We start from the raw sequence: 26820 nt of genomic DNA, 5'->3' as shown, positions 1-26820 counted from the left end.
GCCCCGATGATCGGCCGTCTTACCCTAAGCGATTTCCGCAATCATGCGGATGCGCTGATCGTGCCCGATCATGGCTTCATCGTCCTCACCGGCGAAAATGGCGCGGGCAAGACCAATATATTGGAAGCCGTGTCGATGCTGGCCCCCGGCCGGGGACTGCGCGGCGCGGCCCTGCGCGACATGGCGCGACAGGACGGCCCGGGCGGCTTCGGTGTCGCGGCGGAGGTCGACGGGGTGGTGCTGGGAACCGGCGTATCGGCACAGGCGCCGGACCGCCGGCAGGTGCGGATTGGCGGCGTAGCCGCGTCGGCCAATGGGCTGGCCGATCATCTTGCCATAATGTGGCTCACCCCGGCGATGGATCGGCTGTTCATGGACAGTCCCGGCGGGCGGCGGCGTTTCCTCGACCGGCTGACGCTGGCGCTGCATCCGGCCCATGCGGTGCACAGCGCCCGCTATGAAGCGGCGATGCGGGCGCGCAACCGCCTTCTCGCCGACCTGCGCGCCGCCGATCCTGGCTGGCTCAGCGCCCTGGAAGCGCAGATGGACGAACATGGCACGCCGCTGGCGGAGGCGCGCGTCGACACAATCGCGCGCCTGACCAATCAGCTGGCGCGGCAGCCGGACCAGCCCTTCGCGCGTCCCCTTCTCGCGATCGAGGGGGATGGGGGCGGAGAGGTGCCACTGGAGCAGCGGTTGGCGAGCGAGCGTCGCCGCGATGCCGCGGCCGGGCGAACGCTCTCCGGCCCGCACCGCCAAGACCTCATGGTCACGCATGCGGCCAAGGGGCAAGCGGCCGCCCTCTGTTCGACCGGGGAGCAGAAGGCGCTGCTGCTGTCCATCCTGCTCGGCCATGCAGCGCTGGTCACCGCCCATCGCGGCCAGCCGCCAGTGCTGCTGCTTGACGAGGTGGCAGCCCATCTCGACCCGATGCGCCGGGCGGCTTTGTTTGATCGGCTGCGCCAAACCGGCGGACAGGTGTGGATGACGGGGACAGAGGACAGCCTTTTCAATGACCTGCCGCTCTCGACGCGATTTGCCGTAACAGCGGGCCAGGTGTTTCGTTCCGCAGCTTAACCCGGACCAGGCTCAACTCACCGCCCAACGCTTCTCAACTCGTCCTGTCTCTGCCCTAAGAGAAGCACAGGGTTGATAAGACAGAAAAAGTCGGGGGTCGTTTCGCACATGATCGGTGGTTTTCGCGTTGTTTTCGCAGCAGTGATGCTCGCGCTCGGCGCCCTGATCGTAACCCCTGCCTCCGCCGGCACGCTGCAATGCGCGCCCTTTGCCCGCCAGCTTTCCGGCATCGACCTCTATGGCAACGCCAGCAGCTGGTGGGGCCAGGCCGAAGGCCGCTATGCGCGCGGCCACCAGCCCCGCGAGGGCGCGGTTCTGGCCTTCGCCGCCAGCCGTTCGATGCCGGTCGGCCACGTCGCCATGGTCAGCAAGGTGGTGAGCGATCGCGAAGTGCTGCTGACCCACGCCAACTGGTCCTATCGCGGCGGAGTCGAGCGCAATGTCCGCGCCATCGACGTGTCGCCCAACAATGACTGGACCGACGTGCGCGTCTGGTACGGCCCGACCGGAGGGCTGGGGTTGCGCTCCAACGCGGCCAAGGGCTTCATCTACCCGCATCAGGCGAGCGAGGCCGCGCCCGTGCAGATCGCCATGGCCAGCGCGACGGACGCGGGGGCCGACAGCTCGCGTGGTGCTTTCTGATCGCTTAACCAGATTCTAACGGCCGCCACCTAGGACGGATCGCGGAAGGGGCGTTCTGGTCCGGGATAAGGTAGCGGTCGATGTCACCAAAAGTCCGCAGTGCGGCATTGCTGCTGATCGGGCTGGTTGCGGCGCCCACGTCGGCCGCCACGGCCCTGCAATGCGTGCCCTATGCGCGGATCGTGTCGGGCGTGAATATCCGTGGCGACGCGCTGACCTGGTGGGATAAGGCGGAGGATCGTTATGCACGCGGCCATGTGCCTCGGCGCGGCGCGGTGCTGGCATTTCGTCCGACCGGCCCGATGACGCTGGGCCATGTGGCGGTGGTCAGCAAGATACTGGACGACCGGCGCGTTCTCATCCGCCATGCCAACTGGTCGGCTCCCGGCGCCATCGAGGAAGATGTGCTGGCGATCGACGTGTCCGAAGCGGGAGACTGGAGCCAGGTGCGCGTCTGGTACAGCCCGGCCGGGCAGATGGGCACGCGAACCAATCCTACCTTCGGCTTCATCTATCCCGACAAGGCGCGGCTGCATCGATTTGAGCCCGATCCGACCCTGGGCACCAGCGTTCGCCTCGCCCGCAACGCTCCCGCTCCCGATGAGCGAGACGCGGAGGATGACGAGACCAATGCGACCAAAGCCGCCCCGGTGCGTGTCGCCAGCCTGGGCCGTACCCCTGGCAAGGCGCCGGGCGAGCCGCGCCTCGAAACCGATTTCAGCGCCATCCATTTCGCCGATGCGACACCATCTGGCCGATCGCTGGGCGACATCATCGCCGACGTAAAGCGCGACGCCCGGCTGCGTTAGCCGATCCCGGCCCGATGGGGGAGGCGCGACCTACTCTGCCTCGGTCTCGCCCTCGGCGCCCTCGGCAGGGCGCTCGAACCAGGCTTCGACCGGCCCCGTCAGCTTGATCGTCAGCGGGTTGCCGTGACGGTCGCGTGTCTTGCCGGCGGCAACGCGGATCCAGCCTTCGGAAATGCAATATTCCTCGACATCATTGCGGACCCGGTCCTTGAACCGGATGCCGATGCCCCGCTGCAGCACGTCCATGTCAAAATGGGGGCTGCGCGGATTGGTGGAAAGGCGGTCGGGGGGCGTGTCGCTCATGGCTTGCTCAAAGTCCTTCGTTTCGCGCCGCCTAGCGCTTCGGCCGCGCCGCCGTCAACCGGGGCGGTTCATCGACATCGCAGAAGATGCGACGGATCACGCCCTGTTCCAGCCATGAGGCGAAACGTGTTTCGGCGTCGGCAAGGCCGGTGAATGGGTAAGCGACCGGTCGCTCATTCACCGCGCCGCTGGCCTTTACCAGCCGCATCATGGCATCGGGCGCGGTAGTCAGAATGCGGCCCCGCCGGTCGGTTGCCGCGCTGTTTACCCCCACGACATGGCCATCCTCCGCGAAAACCGGTCCGCCGCTGATGCCCGAGAGCGTATCGTCGCTTTCCGGCAGCCGTGCGACCTCGGCCCAGGCCAGCACCGGCTGCATGTCTTGCGTCCGGCCTCGCCGCGCGCTGGCCGGGCCGATCAGTTCGGATACGACCAGCACTGGCCGTCCCGATGGGAAGCCCATATGGAAGCCCAGCGATCCCGGCGCGGGCATCTGGTCGGACAAGGGCAGGGCATGGTCCGTGGGCACGCCGTCCCGTACGATCGCCGCGTCCGCCTCCCGGCTCTCGACCACGCGGGTTACGGCGCGGGCAACGCCGCCTTCGTCGATGCCGATGCGGGAGCAGCCGTGGGTCACATGCTCCGCGGTGAGCCAGGCGCCGTCCCGGTCGGCGGCGAAAGTGGTGCCCATGCTGTCGGTCGGCGCTTCGGCCCGATCCTCGATGACGAAGGCCTCGTCGCTCCATTGCGGCATCGGGCGGCGAGGGGATCGAGGGTCGAACGCTTCGATGTGGAGCGGCGGGGGCTGGGTGACCTCGCCGATCCAGGCGATCGCCAGGATGCCGCCCAGCATCAGCGGCAGGCAGCCCAGGCGCCTGCGCTCCACGTCAGCCGGCCACGGCCGCAGCAGTCAGGCAGGCGATCGCGGCTTTCATCATGGCAAGGAAAATGGCGGCTGACCGCTCGTCCGCCTCGATCCGCGCCGACAGCGAACCCAGCAGGAAATCGACGAATCGGAAGGCTATAAGTTGCAGCACCAGCGTGACACTGCCCCAGATCATGACGTCCCAGACGTTAACCGAACCCGCGAGGCATAGCGCCAGCGGCACGGCAAGGCCGATAGCTGCCCCGCCCAATGAAATCGCTGCGGCTTCGTTGCCGGCGCGGATCAGCGCGAATTCGTCATGCGGGGTGATCCACATATAGATGGCCAGCGCCACCACCCAGGCAAGCGTGGCGCAGGCAAGGTGCAGCAGAAAGATGGGGAGCCCGGACAGCAGGCTTTGCACGACGGGCATGGGATCGCTCATGCCTCGCAGGATGCCGCAACCCTGCCGCCGGTTCAATCGGCGATGGGTTGCGGCATTATTTCAGATCAGTCCTTTAGCGGCAGATGCGTATGCGGACGTCACGGTCGCGGTAATAATCGTAGCGCCATTCGGTCCAGCAACGCTGGCGGTAGCGATAGTTGTCGCGCCCGTCGCGCCAGTAACGGCGGTCATCGTCATGCCATCGACGCCTGTCCCAGCGTCCGTCGCGGTCGCGATCCCAGTCACGATGGCCGCGCCATTCCCCGCGATAGCCGTCGCCATAGCCATAATATTGCGCCTGCGCCGGCACCGCCGCCGCACCCAGCGCGGTTATCGTCAGACCCAGCGCCGCGGCGCCCTTCCACAAGATATTCATAGTGTCTCTCCTCACGTCCACCTCGGCGCCAAGGCGCAATCGAGGGCATGAAGAGAAGATGCATCGGGCCAACTGAACCGAGCGGGAACGGAGCCGTCAGCGATTGTTCAGGGGCTGGCCCGGCGGCGAGCGCCGCTGTTTTCACTTGCCTCGCAGCGCCGCCTCCGCCTCACCGATATAATCGCGCGTGATGGGGAGCGCCCGGCGATCGCGGACATATTGCACCTGGTAATTGACCATGCTGCCATGTTCGAAAACGGTCGCTGCTCCTGCCAGGTAGAAGGTCCACAGGCGGAAAAACCGTTCGTCATAGAGAGCGATTATTTCGGCCTTGTGGGCGAGGGTGCGCTTGTACCATTCGCGGATGGTGAGGCCGTAATGCATCCTGAGCACCTCGACGTCAGTCACCATCAGGCGCGTGCCCTCGCTGCCCTGGATCATCTCCGAAAGGGCAGGGATATAGCCGCCGGGGAAAATATATTTCTGCGTGAAGGCGTCAGTGATGCCGGGGCCATCGACCCGACCGATCGTGTGGATCAACATCACGCCGTCTGGCGTCAGCAACTCGCGGCACTTGTTGTAGAAGGTGCGGTAATGGGCTGTCCCGACATGTTCGAACATGCCCACTGAGACGATCCGGTCGAAGGGTCCCTGAACGTCGCGATAGTCGATCAGCTCGAAACGGACATGATCCGACACGCCCGCTTCCTCGGCGCGCTGCCGCGCGACCTTCAGCTGTTCTTCCGACAGAGTAACGCCGGTCACGTCCACGCCGCAGGTGCGGTGAAGATAGAGCGCCATGCCGCCCCAGCCACAGCCGATGTCCAGCACCTTCATACCCGGCCTCAGGTTCAGCTTGGCCGCGATGTGCGCCTTCTTGTCCTCCTGCGCCTGTTCCAGGCTGATCCCGGCTTCATTGTCGGCGTCGGGCCAGTAGGCGCAGCTATATTGGCGGTCGCGGTCAAGGAAGAGGGCATAGAGCGCCCCCGACAGGTCGTAATGATGGGCGACATTGGCCTTTGCTCGTGAGCGATGGTTCGCGGCCCAGAGCGACCGGCGGATCGATTTAAAGCCGCGCTTCAAGGACCCCTTGTCGCTGATCGACTTGCCGCTTTCCCAGGCGTTATTCGACCGGATGAGCGAGATCAGTTCCATGATCCCCCCGCCCTCTATGGTGACGCGCCCATCGATATAGGCCTCCGCCATGCCGAGGCGCGGATCCTTGATGATGTCGAACGGCACGCGCCGGTCGTGGAATCGCAGCGCCAGTGAAGGGAAGGCCGGATCGGGGGTCCCGACCGTCGCTTTCCTGCCGTTCTGATAGATGATTGTCAGCTGTCCGCGCGTGACCAGCCGCCTGATGACCCGATCGAATATTCTCATGGGCGCGCAACCTGTCAGGTCATTTCGTCCGCGTCAAATGCCCGCATACCAATCATAGCCGGCGTGGTCCTCCCAATATCCCCCTTTGCCGCCGTAGGTGTTGGACAGCGTATCGGTCGCCCTGATCTGCATTAGATATTTGGCCTGTTTATAGCCCAGATGCCGCTCCGCGCGCAGCCGCAACGGCGCACCATTGGCCACGCGCAACGGCTGGTCGTTGAGGGCAAAGGCCAGGATCGTCTGTGGGTGGAAGGCGTCGATCAGGTCGATGCTTTCATAGTAGGGATGGCCGCTGCCCATCATGTCCGCGCATTCCATGACGATGTAGCGCGCGCGGCTCTTCATCCGCGCGGCCTCCAGGATGAGCCCCAGCGGCACGCCCCGCCATTTGCCGATCGCGCTCCACCCCTCGACGCAGTCATGGCGGGTGATCTGCTCGCGATGGGGCAGGCCATGGAACTGAGCGAGCGAGAGGGACAGCGGTCGGTCGACAAGTCCCGAAACCTTGAGCCGCCAGTCGGCAAAGCCGTTGCGCCACAGGGCGCGATATTCCGGCGTGTCCGGATTGGCGGTGCCGTTGGGGCGGAAGAAGGGCGAGATCTGGTCGGGCCGGAATTCCTGCGCCAGCGCGTCGCGCACCATCAGCCCTCGCTGCGCCCATTTATGGAAATTCTCCGCCGAAAACAGCACATCGCGCACCGTTTGGTTGCGGGCGAGCCGATCGCATCCGGCAAGGCTCGCCGCCGCGCCGACGATCAGTGTTCGTCGGTTCAGGATCAGGCTCATGCCCGTGCCCGCGGCAGGCGATAGCGGCCGGTGATCATCGATCGGACCTCATTCACGGGCCCCGCCAGCAGCACCATCAGCATATGGACCAGAAAGAAGGCGACGAGGCCGAAGGCCGTGATGAAGTGGATCGACCGCGCCGACTGCCGCCCGCCAAACAGGTCGACCAGCCAGGGCCAGGCTGCGTTCATTCCGGGAGACATGGTGAGGCCCGTCAGGACGACCAGCGGCAGGGCGATGAAGATGACGGCGACATAGCTCGCCTTTTGCAGCACATTGTAGCGCAGCGCCGCCTCCCCGGTGGGAAAACGCAGGCGCGCATGATCGGCGATGTCGCGCCAGACGTGGCGGGGTGCCAGCTCGCCGCGTCGGAAGGCGAGGTCACGGAACAGATGTCCGCCGAAAAGGCTCCAGAGCATATAGGCCAGCAGCGCGAAGGCGAAGATCGGCGCGGCCGTCAGGTGCCAGTGTCGCGACAGCGCAAGGTTATAATGGGCAGGCAGGGTAATCCAGCCGCCAAACCGCTCCAGCGTCAGCCAGGGATGATCGAAATTGGCGCCATACTGCCCCCAGTAGAGTCGGGGATGCGCGTTGAAGATGCCAAGCCCGCTCGTGAACAGGGTGTAGAGCAACAGCGCGTTCGCCCAGTGCCAGAGCCGTACGGGCCAGCGGTGACGCAATACCAGCGGCGGCTGCAATGGCGGCGCGGGGGAAGGATCGTCATCCATCCGGTCATGTTACCCCCTTGCATCAGTGGCGTCAAAAACGCCCTTTCGCATTGCCAAGGGTCAGATGCGGCAAGCCATTCATCTTCCAGCCAGAAAGGCCATTCAATAAGCGGGCCGGCGAGAGGGGGTATGGCCACCCGCTGACCCATCAACGGCACTGTTGCGAAAAGGCATCATTCACCGATAATATTCATTGTGATATTGAAACGGCGATGAAAGAACAGCATATGGCCGTCAGCCGATAGACATATATCGGCAAGCAGGATGGGAGTATAGGGGTATCGCATTTTGCGATATCTCAAAGGTTATCAAAAAAATATCGCAAAATCTGCTCCTGTGAACGCCAATGCGTGCGCCCAATACTTGGGTAAGTCGCGCAATATCAAATGAGGAATTTATGAAGACTGTGATTTTCGCAGCCGCTGCTGCTGTCTCTGCCATTTCAGTTCCCGCTTTCGCGCAGGAAGCCGCGCCTTTCACCGGCGCGCATGCCGAAGTGCTGGCCGGTTATGACAAGCTGGACACCAACGGTGGCATCATCGGCAACCCTGACGGCGTACTCTATGGCCTCAATCTGGGCTATGATTTCCAGGTCGGCAGCGCAGTCCTGGGCGTTGAAGCAGAAGCCACCGATGCGTCCACCCACCGCAGCATCGCCGGCGTCGACACCGATGCCGAGCGCGATCTCTATGTCGGTGCGCGCGCTGGTTTCACTGTAGGTGAACAGACCCTTCTCTATGTGAAGGCCGGCTATACCAACGCCCGCTTCAAGACCGAAGGCTTCAAGGGCGACAATGGCGATGGCGTGCGCGTGGGTGCGGGCCTGGAACATAAGCTCGCCGGCAACCTGCTGGTGAAGGGCGAATATCGCTATTCCAACTATGAAGGCGACGTCGAGCGCCATCAGCTTCTCGCGGGTCTCGGCATCCGTTTCTGATCGTCAGCGACAGGGCATGAAGAAAGGGGCGGTCCCGTCGGGGCCGCCCTTTTTGTGCGTGGCACCTTGCCCTGGCTCTTCCGAAATAAAGTGGGCGAAGCGGCTCGGTTAAAATGTCCCCGCCAGCGCCAGCACAACGCCGCCCATGACCAGCGCCAACCCCATGACTTCGCTGCGGCGCATCCGCTCGCCCAGGTAGAAATGGCCAAAGCCCAGCGTGAAGGCAATCTCCACCTGGCCCACGATCCGCACCAGCGCGACCGGCGCGGTCGCAAAGCCGGTGAACCAGCAGGCCGATCCCAGCGCGGAGAGCAGCCCCACCTGCCCGGACACGCGCCAGCCGCGCAGTAGCTTGCCCATTTCCCCGGGCTCGCGCAGCAGCAGGTAGCCGCCCTGCATCAGCGTCTGGAGCGTGACCGTCACCGCCAGCACGATCAGCGCTGCCAGGATCGGGTCGCCGCCGCCCACCTCCTGTGTCGCGCGGCGGATGGCAACGGCGGTCAGCGCGAAAAAGAAGCCTGACGCGATACCGGTGAGCGCGGCTGGTTGGCCCAGCGCGCGCAGCAGGTCGATCGGCCCCATACGCCTGCCGCCGGTGGACAGCAGCATCACGCCCAGCACACCGCATCCGATGCCTGCCCAGGCGAGCGGGCTCAATCGCTCCCCCATCAGCAGGAAGGAAAGGATCGCGCCCTGCACCGCCTCCGTCTTGGCATAGGCGGTGCCGACCACGAAGTTGCGATGGGCAAAGGCCAGGATCAGCAGGTTGGTCGCGATGATCTGCGCGAGGCCGCCGGCCAGCGCGAACAGCAGGAACAGGGGATCGGGCGCGGGGAGAGGGGCGGCAAAGGCCAGCCGGTAGCCGCAGAGCAGCGCGATTGCGAAAGGCAGGCCGTACAGATAGCGCACCAGCCCTGCGGCATTGACCGACAGGCTGTGACTGACCCGCCGCTGCACCGCGGTCCGCCACGCCTGCGTCGCGCCCGCCAGCAGCGTGGCGGGCAACCAGATGGGGGAGGAAATCATGGCCGCCCTATAGCGGGTTTTGCGGCCGCGTCATGCCTCCTGGCGGAGGGCCTGATTTCGGCCAATGCGTACCGTTTCCCTCGGTTTGAGGGCTTGCCGAAACTGTCATTGGCCGACACCACGCTCAGGCTCCTCGCGTCGGACCCTCATCAAAACATGAACTTGGCCCCGATCTTTACGGTCCGCGGTTCGACCACCCGGCTCAGCCTGCCTTCAACGGGACCCTCTGTGTCGTAGGACGGGATGTAGGATTCGTAATAATAGGCGATATCCTTGTCCCGACTGTCGAAGACGTTGAGCACTTCGCCATAGATCTGGATAGGTCCGCCCTTCCACGCCGCGCGCGCATTAACGACCGTGCTGCCATGATCGCGCACGGAATTGTCCTCGACAAGCGGATAGGGGCCAAGGTGGCGCAGGCGGATGCTCGCTTCCCACGGATCGAGCACGATGGCGGCGCCCGCGGACGCGGCGTTTTCGAAGGCGTTGGGAATCCGGTCGCCATTGTCGTAGCGCGAGTGGCTGGCGGTATAGTTGCCGTCGAGCGCGAGCCAGGGCAGCGGCCGCCAGAAGGCAACGATCTCGTAGCCGTGACGCTTGCTGGCGCCGGTCGGCTCGACGGCATTGGAGTCGCCGACGAAGCGCAGTTCGCTTCCGACATCGAGCCACCAATATGTTCCCGTCATTGAAAAGCCGCCGACCTGAAGGCGTGCCCCGAACTCCTTGCCGGTTCCGCGGACGAGGACGGGAACCGGCGTCTCCACGTTCACCGCGCCGCGCACGTCGTTGGAATGGAAGCCTCGTCCCCAGTTGGCATAGACCTCAAACTTCGGGGTGACCTGATAGGCGGCCGAAAGCTTGGGCGAAACGATCGAATCGTGGCCGCTGCCTTCGCCCAGCATGGCGGCGGCAGTGTCGCGGGCGCGGACGGTGTAATCGTAATAATCGCCGCGCAGGCCTCCGGTCAGGCGCAGGCCTTTTACCGGCTTGACTGTCGCCTCGCCATAGAGCGCGGCCGACATTTCCTGGACATTGTAGCGACCGAGCGAGAAGAGGTCCTGTCGGTCCGCGGTGCGCTTCACCCCAACCTTGCCGATGTGATCGTAGCGGTTTTCCGTGCCCACGGTCAGTTGCAGGGCAGGCGACACGTCCCATTGCTTGCGGGCGGTAAGACCGGCGATCCAGCGCCGGTCAAACTGGTCGATCTGCGCGCTTGTGCCGTCCAGGTCGGCATAGGTGGGGTTCGAATACATGTTCCAGCCGTAATATTGGCCGTAGAGGTTCGCGCTCCAGTCCGGCTCCCGAACCGCGAGGTTGGCCACGAGCCGCGTCGTCTCGCCTCGTGCCGACGGGTCGGGCGAGCAGAAGCGGTCCGCGCATTGGGCGCTGCCGATGATGCGCTCGGGGATCTGCTCGGTCGGCCGCCAGGTCGCGCGATAGCCGTGGAACGTCGCTTCCGCCGTACCCGCGCCCGCAGGCATCACATATTTGGCGAAGCCTGAATAGTGACGCAACCGCTCGGCTTCCTGCCACGGCCCGTCATAGCGCTTCGCCTGTCCGACCAGGGTCAGGTCGCCCGCGCCCAGGCCTTTTATCGTCCCGCCTGCGGCAACCCGACGCGAGCCGTAAGAGCCGCCTTCAATTGCGACCCAGGGCCTGTCGAACCCGTCAATTGTCGTCATGTAGGCCGCGCCCGCCAACGCGAAGTCGCCGCCGTCAGCGCGGTAGGGACCTTTGCGGAAATCCTCACGCGCGACAATCTCGGGGATCAACCCGTTGAGATCGAGGTAACCCTGGCCGTGGCCATGCGTGCGGAAATTCATCTGCACGCCGTCAATATAGGTGGTGAAATCCGAACCGTGGTCGAGATTGAAACCACGCAAAAAATATTGGTTGGCCTTGCCGCTGCCCGAATGCTGTGCCGCGACCATGCCGGGCACGGCCTCCAGCAGTTCCGCGACGCGCAGCAGCGGGCGGACCAGCAAATCCGCCCCGGCGACGCTGCCCTCGCTGGCGGCGTGGGCGGTGCCGATCTTCGCCTCACCGCGCCCGAATACCACGATTTCGCTCGCGGCGGTCGTGTCCTCGCCAGAAGTGGATGCGCCTTCATCATCAGCGGCAAAGACAGGCGTACCCAAGGCGGCGATAATGCCGGCCACGCCCAGCGCGAAGGTCTGTATGTTCGATTTCATATTCGGTCCCCGGCGTCAGCGACTGGCTGGCGGAGGCCTGCCGTGCGCGACCATCGGCGCATGGCCGACTATCGACGACGGTCGGCACGCGTCGGCAGCCGGACGCCCCAGGCGACCACCGCGCGAACCGATGCGGCCTCCACCGCTCGTTCGTCGCTCAGACGGAAAGATACCGGGCCACGGCCATCCCCTGGGCCAAGGCAAGAGCGACCAGACGCCGGCAGGTCTCCTGGCTCACGGGTCATCGCGCGATGCACGGCCTTCCCAGGCCTCGCAGGATTTAGCGTCCGGCCCAGTGGCTGACGGCGAGGAACCATGTCCCGCCGCGCATGTACATCGCGCTCACCGCTTACAGTTGCAGGGACAGCCTCGGATTCGAAGGTCGCCCTTCTCACCGTGTTCCCTATTAAGCCCCTTGCAAGGCACCGGCGCGATCTTTGTCCGACCCATTTGCAAAGCCCGGACGCGCCGCTCTTATCCCGGCGCTGGCGCACTGACAAGCCGTCTGGTCTGCAAGGTTGGAACCAGACTTACTTTCAGCCAGCCCCTTCAAAAAAAACGCCGCCCGAATTTCACGAGCGGCGCCTCTTTGTCGTCGATCAGCCCGGTATCAGGCGCCTTCGAGCAGATGCTCCTTGCGGATCTTTTCCTGCCACACCAGCGGGGCCAGGCGGTGGACATTCTGGCCGTCGCTGTCGACAGCGACGGTCACCGGCATGTCCTGCACGTCGAATTCGTAGATCGCTTCCATGCCAAGGTCCTCAAAGCCGACCACCTTGGCCGCCTTGATCGCCCGCGCCACCAGATAGGCCGCGCCGCCGACCGCCATCAGATAGGCGCTCTTGTGCTTTGCGATGCTGTCGGTCGCCGCCGGACCGCGCTCGGCCTTGCCGACACAGGCGGCGAGGCCCTGTTCCAGCATCATGTCCATGAACTTGTCCATGCGGGTCGCCGTGGTGGGGCCGGCGGGGCCGACCACTTCGTCGCGCACCGGGTCCACCGGCCCGACATAATAGATGACGCGGCCTTTGAAATCGACCGGCAGCGGCTCGCCCTTGGCCAGCATGTCCTGGATGCGCTTGTGCGCTGCGTCGCGGCCGGTCAGCATCTTGCCGTTGAGCAGCAGGCGGTCGCCATGCTTCCAGCTCTGCACCACGTCGGGGGTCAGCGTGTCGAGATCGACGCGGATCGCTTCCTTGCTCGGCTTCCAGTCGACCTGCGGCCATTCGGAAATCTTCGGCGCTTCCAAATAGGCCGGACCCGACCCATCCAGCGTGAAATGCGCGTGACGGGTCGCCGCGCAATTGGGGATCATCGCCACCGGCTTGCCGGCCGCATGGCAGGGATAATCGTAGATCTTGACGTCGAGGATGGTGGACAGGCCGCCCAGGCCCTGCGCGCCGATGCCGAGCGCGTTGACCTTGTCGAAAATCTCGATGCGCAGGCGCTCGATATCGTTCTGCGGCCCGCGCGCTTTCAATTCACCCATGTCGATGGATTCCATCAGCGATTCCTTCGCCAGCGCCACGGCCTTTTCCGCGGTGCCACCGATGCCGATGCCCAACATGCCGGGCGGGCACCAGCCCGCGCCCATTTGCGGCACCATTTCCAGCACCCAGTCGACGATGGAGTCGCTGGGGTTCATCATCTTGAACTTGGTCTTGTTTTCCGACCCGCCGCCCTTCGCCGCGACATCGACGGTGACCTTGTTGCCCGGCACCATCTCGACATTGAGCACGCAGGGCGTGTTGTCCTTGGTGTTGACGCGGCTGAACGCAGGATCCTTCAGGATCGACGCGCGCAGGCGGTTTTCGGGGTTCAGATAGGCGCGGCGCACACCTTCATCGACGACCTCCTGCATCGAGCGGCTGTTGTCGTCGAGGCGGCACTCCATGCCCCATTTGATGAAGACGTTGACGATGCCGGTGTCCTGGCAGATCGGGCGATGTCCCTCGGCGCACATGCGGCTGTTGGTCAGGATCTGGGCGATGGCGTCCTTCGCCGCCGGATTGGCTTCCGCCTCATAGGCTTTGCCCAGCGCGCGGATATAATCCATCGGATGATAATAGCTGATGAACTGGAGAGCGTCGGCGACGCTTTCGATCAGGTCGGCGGTCTTGATGACGGTCATTTGGCCAAGTCCCTTAGTCTTCCGCCCGCCCTGCGCGACGGGTCCTCGCCCGCGCGGCTAATAGGGATTGCGTCCCGAGTCCAGCCGTCCCGTTCCCCTCAGCCTTTGGCGAAGGGGAACATATGCCACCAGCGCTCCTTCTCCGCCAGCACGCGCGCGAAGCTCTCCCGCGCCTCCAACCGGTAAAGATAGGCGGCCAGGGTCGGAAAGCCGCGGCGCATCGGCTCGATCTTGTCGGCATAGAAGAGCGAAGGCGCCGCCGCGCAGTCCGCCAGGGTGAAATCATCGCCCGCCGCCCAGTGGCGCCCGGCCATCCGCTGCTCCAGCATCGCATAGGCCTTGCCCAGCGTCTGCCGCGCATTGCCCACCGTCAGCGGATCGCTTGATCCGTCGGGACGAATCCGGTCAGAGACGATCGCCTGCATCGGCGCCATCACATAATTGTCGAATAGCCGGTCCATCAGCCGGGCCTCCAGCGCCTGTTCCGGATCGGCGGGGATCGGACGAAACGGGCCCGGACAATGCTGCCCCAGATATTCGATGATGATGCTGGTCTCGCCCAACGTTGTGTCGCGCGCCTCGTCGCGCAGCACCGGGAACTTGCCGATGGGCCACAGCGCCAGCCAGGCTTCAGGAACGCCTGCATCCTCCATCATCCGGCGTTCGAAAGGCGTGTCATTCTCGTAAAGGGCGATCAGCGCTTTCCAGCAGTAGGAGGAGAGGGGGTGATAATAGAGAATCATGGGCTTGGCTCCGTTCGCACATTGTCACGCCGGCGCTGGCTGGCCTCTGGCGACGCCGGGCAACCACAATATCTGGTGCCCGGTCAGCGACGAACGTCGGGCATCCACAGGCTATCCACAGATTCGGATGGCAAGCCAAATTTATTTTCGTTCGTATATTGTCCCTCTTGCCTTTTGCGGGAGCGCGGAAAGTCCATGCGTCGCTGCGCTGCGGCGTGGCGACAGGGCGACGAGACGAGTCCGATCGTCGCCGAACTGAGTCTTCAGAGTGTCATTTACCCTCTTGCAAGCTTTTGAGGCTGTGGCACTATCCCTTGTATCGGGTTAACGGGGGTTACCCAACAGATTGTGATTGCACCGGCCGGACCTTTTTCCGGACGAGGGCGGTTTTGCCCTGTGCGGTCCGTTCTGTGGACCCCATGTTCGTCCCGCGCGCGGTTCGGTTGCATGCGCCTTGTTCCGCTTAGTCGGGGAGGCTTGACCGAATCGAACGGAACAGGAACATTCGGGGGCTCGTATGGATTTTCGTGATAGCGAACAGACAGGTGCAGGTGACGTGGCGACGGTGATCGACGAAGTGGTGGAAGCAGTGGCGGAGAAGAAGAAATCTGCGCCTGCGAAGGCGCCGTCCTCCTCGTCGATTCAGGCGCGGCGGTTCGACGTCGTGACCGACGAAAGCCGCGACGCGCTGCTGACCGAATTTGGCAAGGATACGCTCAAGGACCGCTATCTGCTGCCCGGCGAAAGCTATCAGGATCTGTTCGCCCGTGTCGCGGCCGCCTATGCCGACGACCAGGCCCATGCCCAGCGCGTCTACGACTATATCTCGCGGCTCTGGTTCATGCCGGCGACGCCTGTCCTGTCGAATGGCGGTACGGGGCGCGGCCTGCCGATCAGCTGTTATCTGAACTCGGTCGACGACAGCCTGGAAGGCATCGTCAACACGTGGAACGAGAATGTCTGGCTCGCCTCGCGGGGCGGCGGCATCGGCACCTATTGGGGCAGCGTGCGCGGCATTGGCGAGCCGGTCGGCCTCAACGGCAAGACGAGCGGCATCATTCCTTTCGTCCGGGTGATGGACAGCCTGACGCTGGCGATCAGCCAGGGGTCGCTGCGCCGTGGCTCGGCCGCCTGCTATCTCGACATCTCCCATCCTGAGATCGAGGAGTTCCTGGAAATCCGCAAGCCCTCGGGCGACTTCAACCGCAAGGCGCTGAACCTTCACCACGGCGTGCTTTTGACCGACGAGTTCATGGAAGCGGTGCGCGACGGCAAGGAATTTGACCTCAAATCGCCCAAAGATGGATCGGTGCGTGGCAAGGTCGATGCGCGCAACCTGTTCCAGAAGCTGGTCGAAACGCGGCTGGCGACCGGCGAGCCGTATATCGTGTTCAACGACACCGTGAACAGCACGATGCCCAAGCATCATCGTGACCTGGGGCTCAAGGTGTCGACGTCCAACCTGTGTTCTGAAATCACTTTGCCGACGGGTCGCGACCATCTCGGCAATGACCGGACGGCGGTCTGCTGCCTTTCGTCCCTGAATCTGGAAACCTGGGACGAATGGAACAAGGACTCCGTCTTTATCGAGGATGTCATGCGCTTCCTCGATAACGTGCTGCAGGACTATATCGACCGCGCGCCGGACGAAATGGCGCGGGCGAAATATTCGGCGGCGCGTGAACGGTCAGTGGGCCTGGGGGTGATGGGGTTCCACTCCTTCCTCCAGGCCCGGGGCCTTCCGTTCGAAGGCGCCATGGCCAAGTCGTGGAACCTGCGCATCTTCAAGCATATCAACGAGAAGGTGAACGAAGCATCGATGCAGCTGGCGGTTGAGCGCGGGCCGTGCCCGGACGCCGCCGACATGGGCGTGATGGAACGTTTTTCCTGCAAGATGGCGATCGCGCCCACCGCGTCGATCAGCATCATCTGCGGCGGCACCAGCGCCTGCATCGAGCCGATCCCGGCCAATATCTACACCCACAAGACGCTGTCCGGCAGCTTCGTGGTGAAGAACCCCTATCTGGAAAAGATCCTGCGCGACAAGTCTAAGGATTCGACCAATGTCTGGAACACGATCCTGGAACGCGGCGGGTCGGTCCAGCATCTCGACTTCCTCAGCCAGGAAGAAAAGGACACGTTCAAGACCAGCTTCGAAATCGACCAGCGCTGGCTGCTCGAACTCGCCGCCGACCGCACGCCCTATATCGACCAGGCGCAGTCGCTGAACCTGTTCATCCCCGCGGATGTGGAAAAATGGGACCTGCTGATGCTCCATTTCCGCGCTTGGGAACTGGGCATCAAGTCGCTCTACTATCTGCGCTCGAAGTCGGTGCAGCGCGCCGGGTTCGCCGGCGGGGTAGAAGCCGACAACACGATCGACGCGCCGAAGTTCGAGATTGGCCAAACCACCGACTATGACGAGTGCCTGGCGTGTCAGTGATCCGCAGGGCTTCCGGCGCCGGCCGGCGCGGGCGCCCGGTCAAAGAGCTAAAGGGGGGGATGGGCGCGGCGGTAACCCCCGCCGCGCCCACACATCCCACGGCAGAAGCTTCAGCCGTTGCCGCTTCAGCCTTCGTCCTCTTCCTCTTCGAAAAGGACGGCGTTGGCGCCGCTCGCGGACAGCCTTACAGTGCCATCTTCTTCGACGGCAGCGATCAGGCCCTGGCTGATATAATGATGATGTCCCCGATGACTGCCTTCGCCGCTGTCCGCCTTGACCAGCTTGATACGGTCGCCGTCAACATGATCGACGGTGCCGACATGCGCGCCATCAGCGCCGATAACCTCGGCATGTTCCTTGATGCTGGTGAGATCAACCATCATATTGCTCCTGTGTCGGGGGTGACGGCAACTGAACGTCCCGCGCCCGCTCAGGTTGCTTCCATCCATTGATTGCGGAGCCGACCCATGCCCCTTCTCCAAGCCAGCAAGGTCTACAAGCCCTTCGAATATCCCTGGGCCTATGAATATTGGAAGCGGCAGCAGCAGCTCCACTGGCTGCCCGAGGAAGTGCCGCTGGGCGAGGATTGCCGCGACTGGGCACAGAAGCTCAGCGACCATGAACGCAACCTGCTGACGCAGATCTTCCGCTTCTTCACCCAGGCGGACGTGGAAGTGCAGGATTGCTACCACGAAAAATATGGCCGCGTGTTCAAGCCGACCGAAGTGAAGATGATGCTGACCGCGTTCAGCAACATGGAAACGGTCCATATCGCCGCCTACAGCCATCTGCTCGACACGATCGGCATGCCCGAAACCGAATATTCGGCCTTCATGCAATATAAGGAGATGAAGGATAAGCATGACTATCTGAGCCAGTTCGGCGTCGACACGGACGAGGATATCGCCAAGACGCTGGCGATGTTCGGCGGCTTTACCGAAGGACTCCAGCTCTTCGCCAGCTTCGCGATGCTGATGAACTTCCCGCGCTTCAACAAGATGAAGGGCATGGGGCAGATCGTCACCTGGTCGGTGCGCGACGAAACGCTGCACTGCGAAGGCATCATCAAGCTGTTCCACGCCTTCGTGAAGGAACGCGACTGCCTGACCGCGTCGGTCAAGGAAGACATCATGGACATGTGCCAGAAGACGGTGCGGATCGAGGACGCGTTCATCGACCTCGTCTTCGAAATGGGCCCGGTCCCGGGCATGACGCCCAAGGACATCAAGAAATATGTCCGCTACATCGCCGACTGGCGGCTGGGCCAGCTGGGTTTGAAGCCCATCTACATGATCGACGAACACCCCCTGCCATGGCTGGCGCCGCTACTCAACGGCGTCGAACACGCCAACTTCTTCGAAACCCGCGCGACCGAATATTCAAAGGGCGCGACAAGGGGCCAGTGGAACGAGGTGTGGGACGCGTTCGACCGGCGGAAGAAGCTGAAGGCCGGTGATGCGGCCAACGCGGACGAGGCGAGCGACCCGGATATGTTCAAGGCTGCGGGGATCGCGGCGGAGTAAAAAGAATAAGCGAAAGGCGACACCGTTGGCGCGGTGCCGCCTTTCGGCCGATAGGAAACGCTGCCCCTATCGACAGGGCGAAGTCTAGGACCTTACCCGGCATTTGGGTTCTATAGTCTTCTGCTCCCCTTAGCAACCAAGGCGGCGGGAGACTGCAAAAATGCAACGACAGTACCCTTCATATTTCATATATCGCGACATAGCGGGCTTATGGCGATGGAGATATGACGCGAGCAATGGGCGAACAATCGCAGTAAGTAGCGAAAGCTATTTTAATCGAAGCGATTGCGAGCGTGGTATCGACATTATGAAAGCTTCGTTCACGGTTCCGGTTTGGATACCGAACGTCGACGCTAACGTAGCCTAACAGATGGCAGAGCTGCCCTGCAGCTCTGCCATTTTTTTAGAAAGGCTCCGTCAGAAAATCTCCGGATACTTGCCGAGTGTGCACGATCGTCAGCACATCCACATCGGTATCTGACGCGATCTGATAGACGATCAAATAAGGCAACCCGACTACCGAAAATTCGCGTGTGCCCTCGACTGACCCGGCGCGTCCCAGCAGCGGGAATTGCCCGAACATCATCGCCGTCTGAACGATCCGGGCGACGACGCGATCAGCGGCCCGCTCCTCTCCTGCGCGGTCCAGTCCCGTATCGCCGCCAGATCATCCCGCGCCTGCGGCGTGAAATTAACGTTCAAGGCCGAAGTCGCGCAATATCCTGTCCATCGGGATCAGGCTGGCCCGATCCTGCGCCTGCGCCAGACCGCGCTCGATCTTGGCGCGCTTCCATGCCTCATGACCCCGCTCCGCAGCGCCGTGCTGCTCGGCCAATTTATCTTGCGGATCGTTCCGCGTCTTCATCATGCAAAAAATGCCCTTTCACCCGACCAATTGCAAGGCGACCGCTCCAAACGGACACAACTCATTCCGGATCGGTCTGACCTCGGCGCTGTCCTATATCCCCTGACTTTGTTAAAAGGGGCCTCGGCTCTTTGACCCTGTTGGAAATAGGAAAAAATAGGATCGGCGTTTTGCTGCAATCAACGGTGTGAACTTCGCTACTTCGCAAAGTTCGTCGGAGCGCAAAACCATCACCTGTCCCGCCCCTGAACGCGATGTTTTGTTCCGTTCATGCAACGTCCATCCGCTTTCATGTGTTTAGCACCACAGCCTGACAAAACAGGACAAGGAGCCAGACGATGAAATTCTCGATGAAGCGCGCCATTGCCGCTTTTTCGCTCGGCGCGATGACGTTGACGGGCATTGCCGCCACTCCCGCCCTCGCGCAGCCGGGCCATGGCCGCCATGACGAGCGGCATGGTGGCAAGCATGACCGCGACTGGCGCGGGGATCGCGACCATCGCGACTGGAAGCGCGAAGGCCGCCACGACAATGGCCGCCATAATGGATGGCGCCGTCCCGGCGGGGTCGTCTACAGATATGACTGGAACCGGCCCGATCCGCGCTACGGCCGCTATTATCGCCCCGACCGTTATTATCGCGGCGGCTATGAGCCGATCCGCGTGACGCGCGGAACCCGCATCTATCGCGGCTATGACGACCGCTATTATTGCCGCCGGTCCGACGGCACCACCGGCCTGATCGTCGGGGCGGCGCTGGGCGGCCTGCTCGGCAGCCAGCTGGATCGCGGCTATTCCAACACCGCCGGGGTGCTGATCGGCGCGGGCGCGGGCGCTCTGCTCGGCCGGGAGATCGACCGCGGCAATATTAGTTGCCGCTAACTACGGCACCAGGGCTGGCGGGCTCCTGTCCAAGGGCGCGCCAGCCCTTCCTTTACCAGCATGGCGCCAAGCGATCGGCCATTCCGCGTAACAACCCGGAGCGCACGGCCATAGCGGTCGCGATCGCGCTCGACGGGCTCCAGCGAAAAGGCACCCGCGTTTAGAAGGGCGAGCAGCCGCCCCGTCGCCCGCTGACCCCAGGCCCGTTCCGCCGGACACTGCGGCCGATGCGTTTCGGGCGTATCGATGTCGGCGACACGGATCTTCTGCCCGTCCAGCCAGAAGGTGTCGCCATCGACCACACAGTCCATGCCCCCGCCGCGCGCACAAAGCCTGAACCGCTCGGCACATGCGGGGGCAGCGGTGAAGGCTGCCAGGGCGGCGGCCAGGGTGAGAGCGGCAAGGCGGCTGCGGCGGATAGGCATGCGGCCAGCATAGGCAGCGCAATGCCCTCCGCCCGATCAAGCTGATCCGCATTCCCTCCGTTCCGGCGGGATGCTCAGCCTTCCTCCTCGTCCTCCTGTCCGATCATGTCGAACTCATCATCCAGCTCTTCGGTATCGGCTTGCGCGAGCGCGTCTTCCTCATCGTCCATCGACGGCTCGCCGGCATAGGCGTCGAAGTCGATATGTCCGGAACGGTCCATTTCCTCCATCCGCTCGACCAGGTCGGGCGTGTCATCGGGAATGATCTGGGCGGGGTTGGGCCTGCCGCCGCGCTCGCTGTCCTCCGACAGATCGGTGGAGCGAACCCGGGCCTCCCCGGTCACGCTGTGCGCCTGGGCATCCTCATCGCGCTGCCCGTCATTGTCCTCGATCGGATCGGGAAGGACATTCTTCTCCTGCTGGTCCATCGCTAGTCTCCTTTCCGCTCCAACGGACCAGCCCCGCCGCACGTTCCTCGCGGTCCCAAAAGGCGCTGGACAGCGGCGGCGGGAGGGGGCAAGAGCCGCCGCAATCCTTTCCCCACTTGGCCTTCCAAGGAATTTTCCATGTCGCGCACACTGATTTCCTCAGGCTCGCCCTTCGAGGCGCAGGTCGGCTATTCCCGCGCCGTGGTCCAGGGTGACTGGTGCTTCGTCGCCGGCACCACCGGCACCGACCCGGAAACCAAGACGATGCCGGAAAGTGTCGTGGACCAGACCGCCAACGCGCTGAAGGTGATCGGCAAGGCGCTGGAGGATGCGGGCTTTTCCTTCGCCGATACGGTGCGCGTCACCTACTATATCACCGACCCCGCCCATTGGGACGAGATCGGCAAGGCGACCGCGCCGGTCTTCGGCGAGATCCGCCCGGCCGCCAGCTGCATCGTCACCGGCCTCATCAAGCCGGAGATGAAGGTCGAAGTCGAACTCACCGCGTTCAAGGGATAAGCCGTCATGATCACCATGTATGGCATCAAGAATTGCGACACGATCAAGAAGGCGCGCAATTTCCTGGACAATGAGCGGGTCGCCTACAGCTTTCACGACTATAAGGTGTCGGGCGTGGACAAGGGCAAGCTTGAGGAATGGGTGATGGAGCATGGATGGGAAACCATCCTCAACCGCTCCGGCACCACCTTCAAGGCGCTGGATGCGGGCGACAAGGCGCATATCGACGCGGACAAGGCGATCCAGCTGATGATGGCCAACCCGTCGATGATCAAGCGGCCGATCCTGGACCTGGGCGGCCGCACCGTCGTCGGCTTCAAGGCGACGACCTATGAAGAGGCGCTGAAAGCCGCGGCCTGACGCAAAGCAAGCGCTTGTCAAATGAGGCGCGCGGGCGAATAACGAATCCATGCTTTCGCAGAAGACCCGCTACGCCATCCGCGCGCTTCAGCATCTCGCCGACCGTTATCGCCAGGGACCTGTCCCACTCAATGAGATCGCGACGCGGCAGAATATCCCTGCCAAATTCCTGACGGTGATCCTGTCCGAATTGTCGCGCGAGGGGCTGGTCGCGACCCAGCGGGGGCGGGACGGGGGCTATTGGCTGGCGCTGGCCCCTGTCGACATCAGCTATGGTGACATCGTCCGCCTGACGCGGGGATCGCTGGCCCTGACGCCCTGCGCCAGCCGCTTTGCCCACGAAAGTTGCACCAACTGCCTGCCTGAATCGGAATGTCGCCTGCACCGTGTGATGCTGCGCGTGCGCGATGAAACCGCGAAGGTGCTGGACAGCATCAGCCTGGCCGAACCGCTGGCGATGGAGGACGCGGGCTAGCCCTTGCGTCGCGACCGCAGCTTCGCCACATCGGCGGCATGACCACGCCCCCGCTCAAAGCCGCGCTGATTCCGGTAACACCGCTCCAGCAGAACTGCACCCTCTTCTGGTGTACCGCCACCAATCGCGGGGCGTTTGTCGATCCTGGCGGCGACCTGCCTCGGTTGAAAGCCGCTGCCGAGCAGCAGGGCGTGACGATCGAAAAGATCCTGGTGACACACGGCCATATCGATCATTGCGGCGAGGCGGGCATTCTGGCGAAAGAACTGGGCGTGCCGATCGAAGGCCCGCATGAGGCAGACCGCTTCTGGATCAGTCGGCTGGGCGACGACGGCCGGGCATATGGCGTGAATGGGCAGGTGTTCGAGCCGGACCGCTGGCTGGTCGATGGCGACAGGGTCACGGTCGGCAATCTGGAACTGGACGTCTATCATTGCCCGGGCCACACGCCTGGCCATGTCGTCTTTCATCATGCGCCCAGCAAGCTCGCTATCGTGGGCGACGTGCTGTTTCAAGGTTCGATAGGGCGCACCGACTTTCCGATGGGCAATCACCAGCAGCTGATCGACGCGATCACCGGCAAGCTGTGGCCGCTGGGCGGCGACACGGCTTTCGTGCCCGGTCATGGCCCGATGAGCAATTTCGCCCATGAGCGCCGCACCAACCCGTTCGTGGGTGACGCGGTGCTCGCCTGATCCTCAGATCCGGGAGGCGAGGTCAGGCGGGGCCGGGATCGTCCGCGTCGCTCGGTAGGCGGTGTGCAGGGCGATAAACGCCAGCGCCGCCATGACGACCCAGGTGATGAGGGCGCCGCCGCCGCGCCAGATCGTCGGATGGTCTGCATCCATCCCATGGCCGTGCGCGACCCGTGCGATGACATAGATCAACGCGCCCGCCCATAGCCAGGCGGGCGATCCGATCGCCAGCTCAATCAGGGCGAACAGGATGAGGATGATCGGCGTATATTCGGTGAAATTCCCGTGGGCGCGCATCCGCCGCGCCAGCAGCGGGTTGCCGTCGTCGCCATGCAATGCCTTGCTGTCCACCCGAATCCGCGCGCAGCGAAAGGCGAGCCACAAGTTCAGCAGCGCGCAGGCGGCGGCCAAGGTGAGCGTGATCGGCAACAGCATAGCGATGATTTTCTTTACCCGTTCCGTTGGTTCGCACCATAGTCGGCCGGCGGGCCGGGACAAGGAAGGACTTGCGCGCGGAACAAAAAGCGCTATAGGCGCATGGCTTCGCGATCACCCGGGCCGCATGGGTCTGCGGCGCCTGTGGCGTCGGCATCCATCGGATACTGGCCAGTCGCATAACCAGATCTACTTATGGAATAAGGTGCCGACATGGCTGTCCCCAAGAGGAAAACGTCTCCTTCCCGTCGCGGCATGCGCCGCAGCCACGATTCCCTGCGCGTCGAAGCTTACCAGGAATGCTCGAACTGCGGTGAACTCAAGCGCCCGCACAATCTGTGCGACGCCTGCGGCCATTACAACGGCCGTGAAATCGTTGCCGTCGGGGCCTGACGACACACCCTCTCCTGTAAAGGTGTCCTGAAGTGTCCAGCCAACCGCGAATCGCAATCGACGCGATGGGCGGGGATGAAGGCGTGCGCGTGATGATGGCGGGCGTGGCGCTCGCCCGTCGCCGTCACGATGGGCTGCGCTTCACCCTCTTCGGCGATGAAGCGCGGATCAAGGCCGCGCTCGACAACCACCCCAATTTGCGCGCGGCATCCGAAGTGGTGCACGCCGCCGATGTCGTGGATGCAAGCGACAGACCGAGTGTGGCGATTCGCAAGAAGGCCAGCTCGATGAGCATGGCCATCGCCGCGGTAAAGGCTGGCGACGCTGGTGCCGCCGTTTCGTCGGGCAATACCGGCGCGCTGATGGCGATGGCGAAGCTCGCGCTGCGGACCATGGCCGGCGTCGATCGTCCCGCGCTTGCCGCGCTGCTGCCTACGCTGGGCAGCAACGACGTGGTCATGCTGGACCTGGGCGCGAATACCGAATGCGACGCGCGCAACCTCGTCCAGTTCGCCGTGATGGGCGCCGCCTATGCGCGGATCGCCTTTGATCTTGAACGTCCGCGCGTGCGCCTGATGAACATCGGCACGGAAGACATGAAGGGCACCGAAGAGATCAGGGACGCCGCCGCCATGCTGCGCGCCGCGACAAGCCTGCCTCTGTCTTTCGAAGGCTTCACCGAAGGCGACAAGATCGGCCGAGGTGAGGCCGATGTCATCGTCAGCGACGGCTTTTCCGGCAACGTCGCGCTCAAAACCGCGGAGGGAACAGCGCGTTTCGTCACCGATCTGCTGCGCACCGCCTTCACGAGCTCGGTGCGGTCGAAGATCGGCTTCCTCATCTCCAAGCCAGCGATGCATCTGCTGAAGCACCATCTCGACCCCAACAATCACAATGGTGCTGTCTTCCTGGGCCTGAACGGCGTAGTGGTAAAAAGTCACGGCAGCGCCAACGACAAGGGCGTCGCCAATGCGGTGCATGTCGCCGCCCGTCTGCTGGAGGAAGATATTACGCGGCGCATCGCGGCCGACATGGCGGGTATCGCCTCGCTCAAGGCGGTGGCGTCGAAACAGGAGCTGGCTGCAAAGTGATCCGCCGATCTGTTCTCCTGGGCACGGGGTCGGCCCTGCCGGTTCGCGCCGTCAGCAATGCCGAACTGGCGCAGACCGTGGATACGAGCGACGAATGGATCGTCGAGCGGACGGGAATCCGCAATCGCTATATCGCTGGCGAAGGGGAAACCACCGCAAGCCTTGCCACCGACGCCGCGCGCGCGGCGCTTGAGACCGCCGGCCTCACGGCCCGGGACATCGACCTCATCATCCTGGCAACGGCCACGCCGGACCAGACCTTTCCGGCAAGCGCCACGCTGGTGCAGGCGGCGCTGGGCATCAACGACTGCGTGGCCTTCGATGTGGCGGCGGTCTGTTCGGGCTTTCTTTACGCCGTGACGGTGGCGGACAGCATGATCCGATCGGGCGCGGCCAACCGCGCGCTGGTGATCGGGTCGGAAACCTTCAGCCGCATCCTGGATTGGGAAGATCGCACCACCTGCGTCCTGTTCGGCGACGGCGCCGGCGCGATCGTGCTGGGAGCGGAGGAAAGCGCCGATGGTCGGCGGGGCATCCTGGCTTCGAAGCTGCACGCTGATGGGCGCCATAACCAGCTTCTCTATGTCGACGGTGGCCCCTCGACCACAAAAACCGTGGGCAAACTGCGGATGAAAGGGCAGGAAGTCTTCCGACACGCCGTCGTGAACCTGGCATCAGTCCTGAACGAAGTCATGGAACTGGCCGGCATGACCACGGCGGACATTGATTGGCTGATCCCGCATCAGGCCAATGCCCGCATTCTTGACGCAACGGCGCGTAAACTGAAGTTGTCGCCCGAAAAGGTCGTGGTGACTGTCGACCGCCACGCCAACACTTCCGCCGCTTCGGTTCCGTTGGCGCTTGACCTTGCGATGCGCGACCGCCGCATACGCCCCGGTGACCTCCTTGTCCTTGAAGCCATGGGCGGCGGCTTTACCTGGGGCGCGTGCGTCCTGCGGGTCTGAAGGCCCATCCCCCCGAATTTCTTGCCCATTTTCCGCTTGTCACTTGCCGAATCGCTCAGCTTGTCGCACAATTTGACCTTGTCATCCGCATTGAACCCGGCGGATGAGGTGGGGACATTCGATGACTGATACTGGCACTCTGACGCGCGCCGATCTTGCGGAGAGCGTGAATCGGCACATTGGTCTCTCCCGCTCGGAATCGGCCGCACTCGTTGAATCCATATTGGAGCATATGTCCGCTGCGCTGCAACGCGGGGAAAATGTGAAGATTTCCAGCTTCGGCACCTTCGTGCTGCGGGACAAGACGCAGCGCATGGGCCGTAATCCCAAGACCGGCGTGGAAGTGCCGATCGAACCGCGGCGCGTGCTCACCTTTCGCGCCAGCCAGACCATGCGGGATCGTATCGCCGCTTCATAAGAGCGGTTCGGCGCGTCGGTTTTGCCTCGTCCCTGGGGTGGTTGACCTTTGCGCCCCGGAGGGTGCAACATCGTCAGCATGGACAAGGCAGAGGGCGCATTCCTGACGATCAGCGAACTGTCGGCTGAACTGGGATTGCCGCAGCATATATTGCGCTACTGGGAAGCGCGCTTTCCACAGTTGCGGCCGATGCAGCGTTCGGGCAATCGCCGCTATTATCGGCCTGCAGACGTGGCCCTGGTCCGGCGCATCAATCAGTTACTGAATGTGGAGGGCTTCACCGTCCGTGGCGCGCAGAAGGTGCTTGGCAATGGAACAGCGCGGGCGAACGCGAAGCCTGCTTCGGCCGCAGCCATATCCACCGCCGCCCCGCCGGACGGGGAGCAGCAACCCAAGCAGGATCTGCTGGATCGCCTGACGACCATCCGCGCAACATTGGCACGGGCGATCGGCGAATAGCG

At 63.5% G+C, this 26820-nt stretch carries 34 protein-coding genes and 1 riboswitch; of the genes, 18 read left to right on the top strand and 16 right to left on the bottom strand.

Features of this window, described 5'->3' with window-relative positions; translation table 11 throughout:
* Window positions 1-6 precede the first annotated feature (6 nt).
* The 3 genes from recF to AAC640_RS04250 all read left to right on the top strand — a co-directional run bounded on the left by recF (window position 7) and on the right by AAC640_RS04250 (window position 2528).
* Window positions 7-1077, top strand: coding sequence for a DNA replication/repair protein RecF (gene recF, locus AAC640_RS04260; protein WP_340264824.1), 1071 nt, complete (start codon window positions 7-9; stop codon window positions 1075-1077).
* Between the two features lie 108 nt (window positions 1078-1185).
* Window positions 1186-1719, top strand: coding sequence for a CHAP domain-containing protein (locus AAC640_RS04255; protein ID WP_340264823.1), 534 nt, complete (start codon window positions 1186-1188; stop codon window positions 1717-1719).
* A gap of 80 nt (window positions 1720-1799) precedes the next feature.
* The gene (locus AAC640_RS04250; RefSeq protein WP_340264822.1) at window positions 1800-2528 is read left to right on the top strand and encodes a CHAP domain-containing protein; all 729 of its coding nucleotides are present in this window, start codon (window positions 1800-1802) and stop codon (window positions 2526-2528) included.
* Window positions 2529-2558: 30 nt separating this feature from the next.
* Here the strand turns inward: AAC640_RS04250 and AAC640_RS04245 are convergent, their stop codons facing one another.
* From AAC640_RS04245 to AAC640_RS04215, 7 genes are all read right to left on the bottom strand, one after another.
* Window positions 2559-2831, bottom strand: coding sequence for a DUF3297 family protein (locus AAC640_RS04245; protein ID WP_340264821.1), 273 nt, complete (start codon window positions 2829-2831; stop codon window positions 2559-2561).
* 31 nt (window positions 2832-2862) lie between these two features.
* Window positions 2863-3717, bottom strand: a complete 855-nt coding sequence (locus tag AAC640_RS04240; protein WP_340264820.1) for a S1 family peptidase — start codon at window positions 3715-3717, stop codon at window positions 2863-2865.
* 1 nt (window position 3718) lies between these two features.
* Window positions 3719-4141, bottom strand: a complete 423-nt coding sequence (locus AAC640_RS04235) for a DUF350 domain-containing protein (RefSeq protein ID WP_340264819.1) — start codon at window positions 4139-4141, stop codon at window positions 3719-3721.
* 73 nt (window positions 4142-4214) lie between these two features.
* A complete protein-coding gene (locus AAC640_RS04230; RefSeq protein WP_340264818.1) occupies window positions 4215-4517 on the bottom strand; it encodes a hypothetical protein in 303 nt (100 codons plus the stop codon).
* Window positions 4518-4658: 141 nt separating this feature from the next.
* Complete coding sequence (locus AAC640_RS04225; protein ID WP_340264817.1) at window positions 4659-5900, bottom strand: class I SAM-dependent methyltransferase; 1242 nt, start codon at window positions 5898-5900, stop codon at window positions 4659-4661.
* Between the two features lie 33 nt (window positions 5901-5933).
* On the bottom strand, window positions 5934-6686 hold the full coding sequence (locus AAC640_RS04220) for a molybdopterin-dependent oxidoreductase (RefSeq protein WP_340264816.1): 753 nt from the start codon (window positions 6684-6686) through the stop codon (window positions 5934-5936).
* On the bottom strand, window positions 6683-7414 hold the full coding sequence (locus AAC640_RS04215) for a cytochrome b/b6 domain-containing protein (RefSeq protein WP_340264815.1): 732 nt from the start codon (window positions 7412-7414) through the stop codon (window positions 6683-6685). The genes AAC640_RS04220 and AAC640_RS04215 overlap by 4 nt, the downstream gene beginning before the upstream one ends.
* Before the next feature lie 397 nt (window positions 7415-7811).
* Here AAC640_RS04215 and AAC640_RS04210 point away from each other — a divergent pair, with 397 nt between their 5' ends.
* Window positions 7812-8351, top strand: a complete 540-nt coding sequence (locus AAC640_RS04210) for an outer membrane protein (protein WP_340264814.1) — start codon at window positions 7812-7814, stop codon at window positions 8349-8351.
* A 108-nt stretch (window positions 8352-8459) separates the two neighbouring features.
* Here AAC640_RS04210 and AAC640_RS04205 read toward each other — a convergent pair whose 3' ends face one another.
* The 4 genes from AAC640_RS04205 to AAC640_RS04190 all read right to left on the bottom strand — a co-directional run bounded on the left by AAC640_RS04205 (window position 8460) and on the right by AAC640_RS04190 (window position 14443).
* Window positions 8460-9377, bottom strand: coding sequence for a DMT family transporter (locus tag AAC640_RS04205; RefSeq protein WP_340264813.1), 918 nt, complete (start codon window positions 9375-9377; stop codon window positions 8460-8462).
* 149 nt (window positions 9378-9526) lie between these two features.
* Window positions 9527-11569 carry a TonB-dependent receptor gene (locus tag AAC640_RS04200; RefSeq protein WP_340264812.1) on the bottom strand — a complete coding sequence of 681 codons (2043 nt, stop codon included), beginning with the start codon at window positions 11567-11569 and terminating at the stop codon, window positions 9527-9529.
* 202 nt (window positions 11570-11771) lie between these two features.
* Window positions 11772-12014: riboswitch (cobalamin riboswitch) on the bottom strand.
* Window positions 12015-12179: 165 nt separating this feature from the next.
* The gene (locus tag AAC640_RS04195) at window positions 12180-13700 is read right to left on the bottom strand and encodes a fumarate hydratase (protein ID WP_340264811.1); all 1521 of its coding nucleotides are present in this window, start codon (window positions 13698-13700) and stop codon (window positions 12180-12182) included.
* A 98-nt stretch (window positions 13701-13798) separates the two neighbouring features.
* On the bottom strand, window positions 13799-14443 hold the full coding sequence (locus AAC640_RS04190; RefSeq protein ID WP_340264810.1) for a glutathione S-transferase family protein: 645 nt from the start codon (window positions 14441-14443) through the stop codon (window positions 13799-13801).
* A gap of 517 nt (window positions 14444-14960) precedes the next feature.
* On the opposite strand from AAC640_RS04190, the gene AAC640_RS04185 reads away from it, so the two are divergent.
* On the top strand, window positions 14961-16886 hold the full coding sequence (locus AAC640_RS04185) for a ribonucleoside-diphosphate reductase subunit alpha (protein ID WP_340264809.1): 1926 nt from the start codon (window positions 14961-14963) through the stop codon (window positions 16884-16886).
* A 125-nt stretch (window positions 16887-17011) separates the two neighbouring features.
* Here the strand turns inward: AAC640_RS04185 and AAC640_RS04180 are convergent, their stop codons facing one another.
* The gene (locus AAC640_RS04180; protein WP_340264808.1) at window positions 17012-17266 is read right to left on the bottom strand and encodes a DUF2171 domain-containing protein; all 255 of its coding nucleotides are present in this window, start codon (window positions 17264-17266) and stop codon (window positions 17012-17014) included.
* A gap of 87 nt (window positions 17267-17353) precedes the next feature.
* Between AAC640_RS04180 and AAC640_RS04175 the strand changes: the two genes are divergently transcribed.
* Both AAC640_RS04175 and AAC640_RS18355 read left to right on the top strand, forming a co-directional pair.
* The gene (locus AAC640_RS04175) at window positions 17354-18409 is read left to right on the top strand and encodes a ribonucleotide-diphosphate reductase subunit beta (RefSeq protein ID WP_340264807.1); all 1056 of its coding nucleotides are present in this window, start codon (window positions 17354-17356) and stop codon (window positions 18407-18409) included.
* A gap of 160 nt (window positions 18410-18569) precedes the next feature.
* Complete coding sequence (locus AAC640_RS18355) at window positions 18570-18776, top strand: YegP family protein (RefSeq protein ID WP_422794944.1); 207 nt, start codon at window positions 18570-18572, stop codon at window positions 18774-18776.
* A gap of 36 nt (window positions 18777-18812) precedes the next feature.
* On the opposite strand, the gene AAC640_RS18350 is transcribed toward AAC640_RS18355, so the two are convergent.
* A complete protein-coding gene (locus tag AAC640_RS18350; protein WP_422794943.1) occupies window positions 18813-18992 on the bottom strand; it encodes a type II toxin-antitoxin system RelE/ParE family toxin in 180 nt (59 codons plus the stop codon).
* Here AAC640_RS18350 and AAC640_RS04170 point away from each other — a divergent pair.
* Both AAC640_RS04170 and AAC640_RS04165 read left to right on the top strand, forming a co-directional pair.
* On the top strand, window positions 18981-19409 hold the full coding sequence (locus AAC640_RS04170) for a hypothetical protein (protein WP_340264806.1): 429 nt from the start codon (window positions 18981-18983) through the stop codon (window positions 19407-19409). The two genes, AAC640_RS18350 and AAC640_RS04170, sit on opposite strands and share 12 nt — an antisense overlap.
* A 203-nt stretch (window positions 19410-19612) precedes the next feature.
* Entirely contained in the window at window positions 19613-20155 is a 543-nt protein-coding gene (locus AAC640_RS04165) for a glycine zipper 2TM domain-containing protein (RefSeq protein ID WP_340264805.1), read from the top strand.
* On the opposite strand, the gene AAC640_RS04160 is transcribed toward AAC640_RS04165, so the two are convergent.
* Together AAC640_RS04160 and AAC640_RS04155 are read right to left on the bottom strand one after the other, a co-directional pair.
* Window positions 20152-20580, bottom strand: coding sequence for a thermonuclease family protein (locus AAC640_RS04160; protein ID WP_340264804.1), 429 nt, complete (start codon window positions 20578-20580; stop codon window positions 20152-20154). The two genes, AAC640_RS04165 and AAC640_RS04160, sit on opposite strands and share 4 nt — an antisense overlap.
* Before the next feature lie 74 nt (window positions 20581-20654).
* Complete coding sequence (locus AAC640_RS04155) at window positions 20655-21008, bottom strand: hypothetical protein (protein WP_340264803.1); 354 nt, start codon at window positions 21006-21008, stop codon at window positions 20655-20657.
* 138 nt (window positions 21009-21146) lie between these two features.
* Between AAC640_RS04155 and AAC640_RS04150 the strand changes: the two genes are divergently transcribed.
* Genes AAC640_RS04150 through AAC640_RS04135 form a run of 4 tightly spaced genes read left to right on the top strand, consistent with a single transcriptional unit; the run spans window position 21147 to window position 23057 of the window.
* Window positions 21147-21527 (top strand): RidA family protein, encoded by a 381-nt coding sequence (locus AAC640_RS04150; RefSeq protein WP_340264802.1) that lies wholly within the window; start codon window positions 21147-21149, stop codon window positions 21525-21527.
* 6 nt (window positions 21528-21533) lie between these two features.
* Window positions 21534-21887 (top strand): ArsC family reductase, encoded by a 354-nt coding sequence (locus AAC640_RS04145; protein WP_340264801.1) that lies wholly within the window; start codon window positions 21534-21536, stop codon window positions 21885-21887.
* A gap of 49 nt (window positions 21888-21936) precedes the next feature.
* Window positions 21937-22362 (top strand): RrF2 family transcriptional regulator, encoded by a 426-nt coding sequence (locus AAC640_RS04140; RefSeq protein ID WP_340264800.1) that lies wholly within the window; start codon window positions 21937-21939, stop codon window positions 22360-22362.
* Between the two features lie 38 nt (window positions 22363-22400).
* Window positions 22401-23057, top strand: a complete 657-nt coding sequence (locus AAC640_RS04135) for an MBL fold metallo-hydrolase (RefSeq protein WP_340264799.1) — start codon at window positions 22401-22403, stop codon at window positions 23055-23057.
* Between the two features lie 3 nt (window positions 23058-23060).
* On the opposite strand, the gene AAC640_RS04130 is transcribed toward AAC640_RS04135, so the two are convergent.
* Window positions 23061-23492, bottom strand: a complete 432-nt coding sequence (locus tag AAC640_RS04130; protein WP_340264798.1) for an MAPEG family protein — start codon at window positions 23490-23492, stop codon at window positions 23061-23063.
* A gap of 213 nt (window positions 23493-23705) precedes the next feature.
* Here AAC640_RS04130 and rpmF point away from each other — a divergent pair, with 213 nt between their 5' ends.
* The 5 genes from rpmF (at window position 23706) to AAC640_RS04105 (ending at window position 26818) form a co-directional block, all read left to right on the top strand.
* Entirely contained in the window at window positions 23706-23885 is a 180-nt protein-coding gene (gene rpmF, locus AAC640_RS04125; RefSeq protein WP_007687984.1) for a 50S ribosomal protein L32, read from the top strand.
* A 65-nt stretch (window positions 23886-23950) separates the two neighbouring features.
* Window positions 23951-24976: a phosphate acyltransferase PlsX gene (gene plsX, locus AAC640_RS04120; RefSeq protein ID WP_340264892.1), complete on the top strand. Its 1026-nt coding sequence runs from the start codon at window positions 23951-23953 to the stop codon at window positions 24974-24976.
* Complete coding sequence (locus AAC640_RS04115; RefSeq protein ID WP_340264797.1) at window positions 24973-25941, top strand: beta-ketoacyl-ACP synthase III; 969 nt, start codon at window positions 24973-24975, stop codon at window positions 25939-25941. The genes plsX and AAC640_RS04115 overlap by 4 nt, the downstream gene beginning before the upstream one ends.
* 121 nt (window positions 25942-26062) lie before the next feature.
* Window positions 26063-26359, top strand: a complete 297-nt coding sequence (ihfA, locus tag AAC640_RS04110) for an integration host factor subunit alpha (protein ID WP_340264796.1) — start codon at window positions 26063-26065, stop codon at window positions 26357-26359.
* A gap of 78 nt (window positions 26360-26437) precedes the next feature.
* A complete protein-coding gene (locus tag AAC640_RS04105) occupies window positions 26438-26818 on the top strand; it encodes a MerR family transcriptional regulator (protein ID WP_340264795.1) in 381 nt (126 codons plus the stop codon).
* The last annotated feature ends 2 nt before the right edge of the window (window positions 26819-26820 follow it).

It is taken from the genome of Sphingobium mellinum (assembly GCF_037860795.1).
Taxonomy (GTDB): Bacteria; Pseudomonadota; Alphaproteobacteria; order Sphingomonadales; family Sphingomonadaceae; genus Sphingobium; species Sphingobium mellinum.
This window is presented reverse-complemented; position numbering and strand designations above follow the sequence as displayed.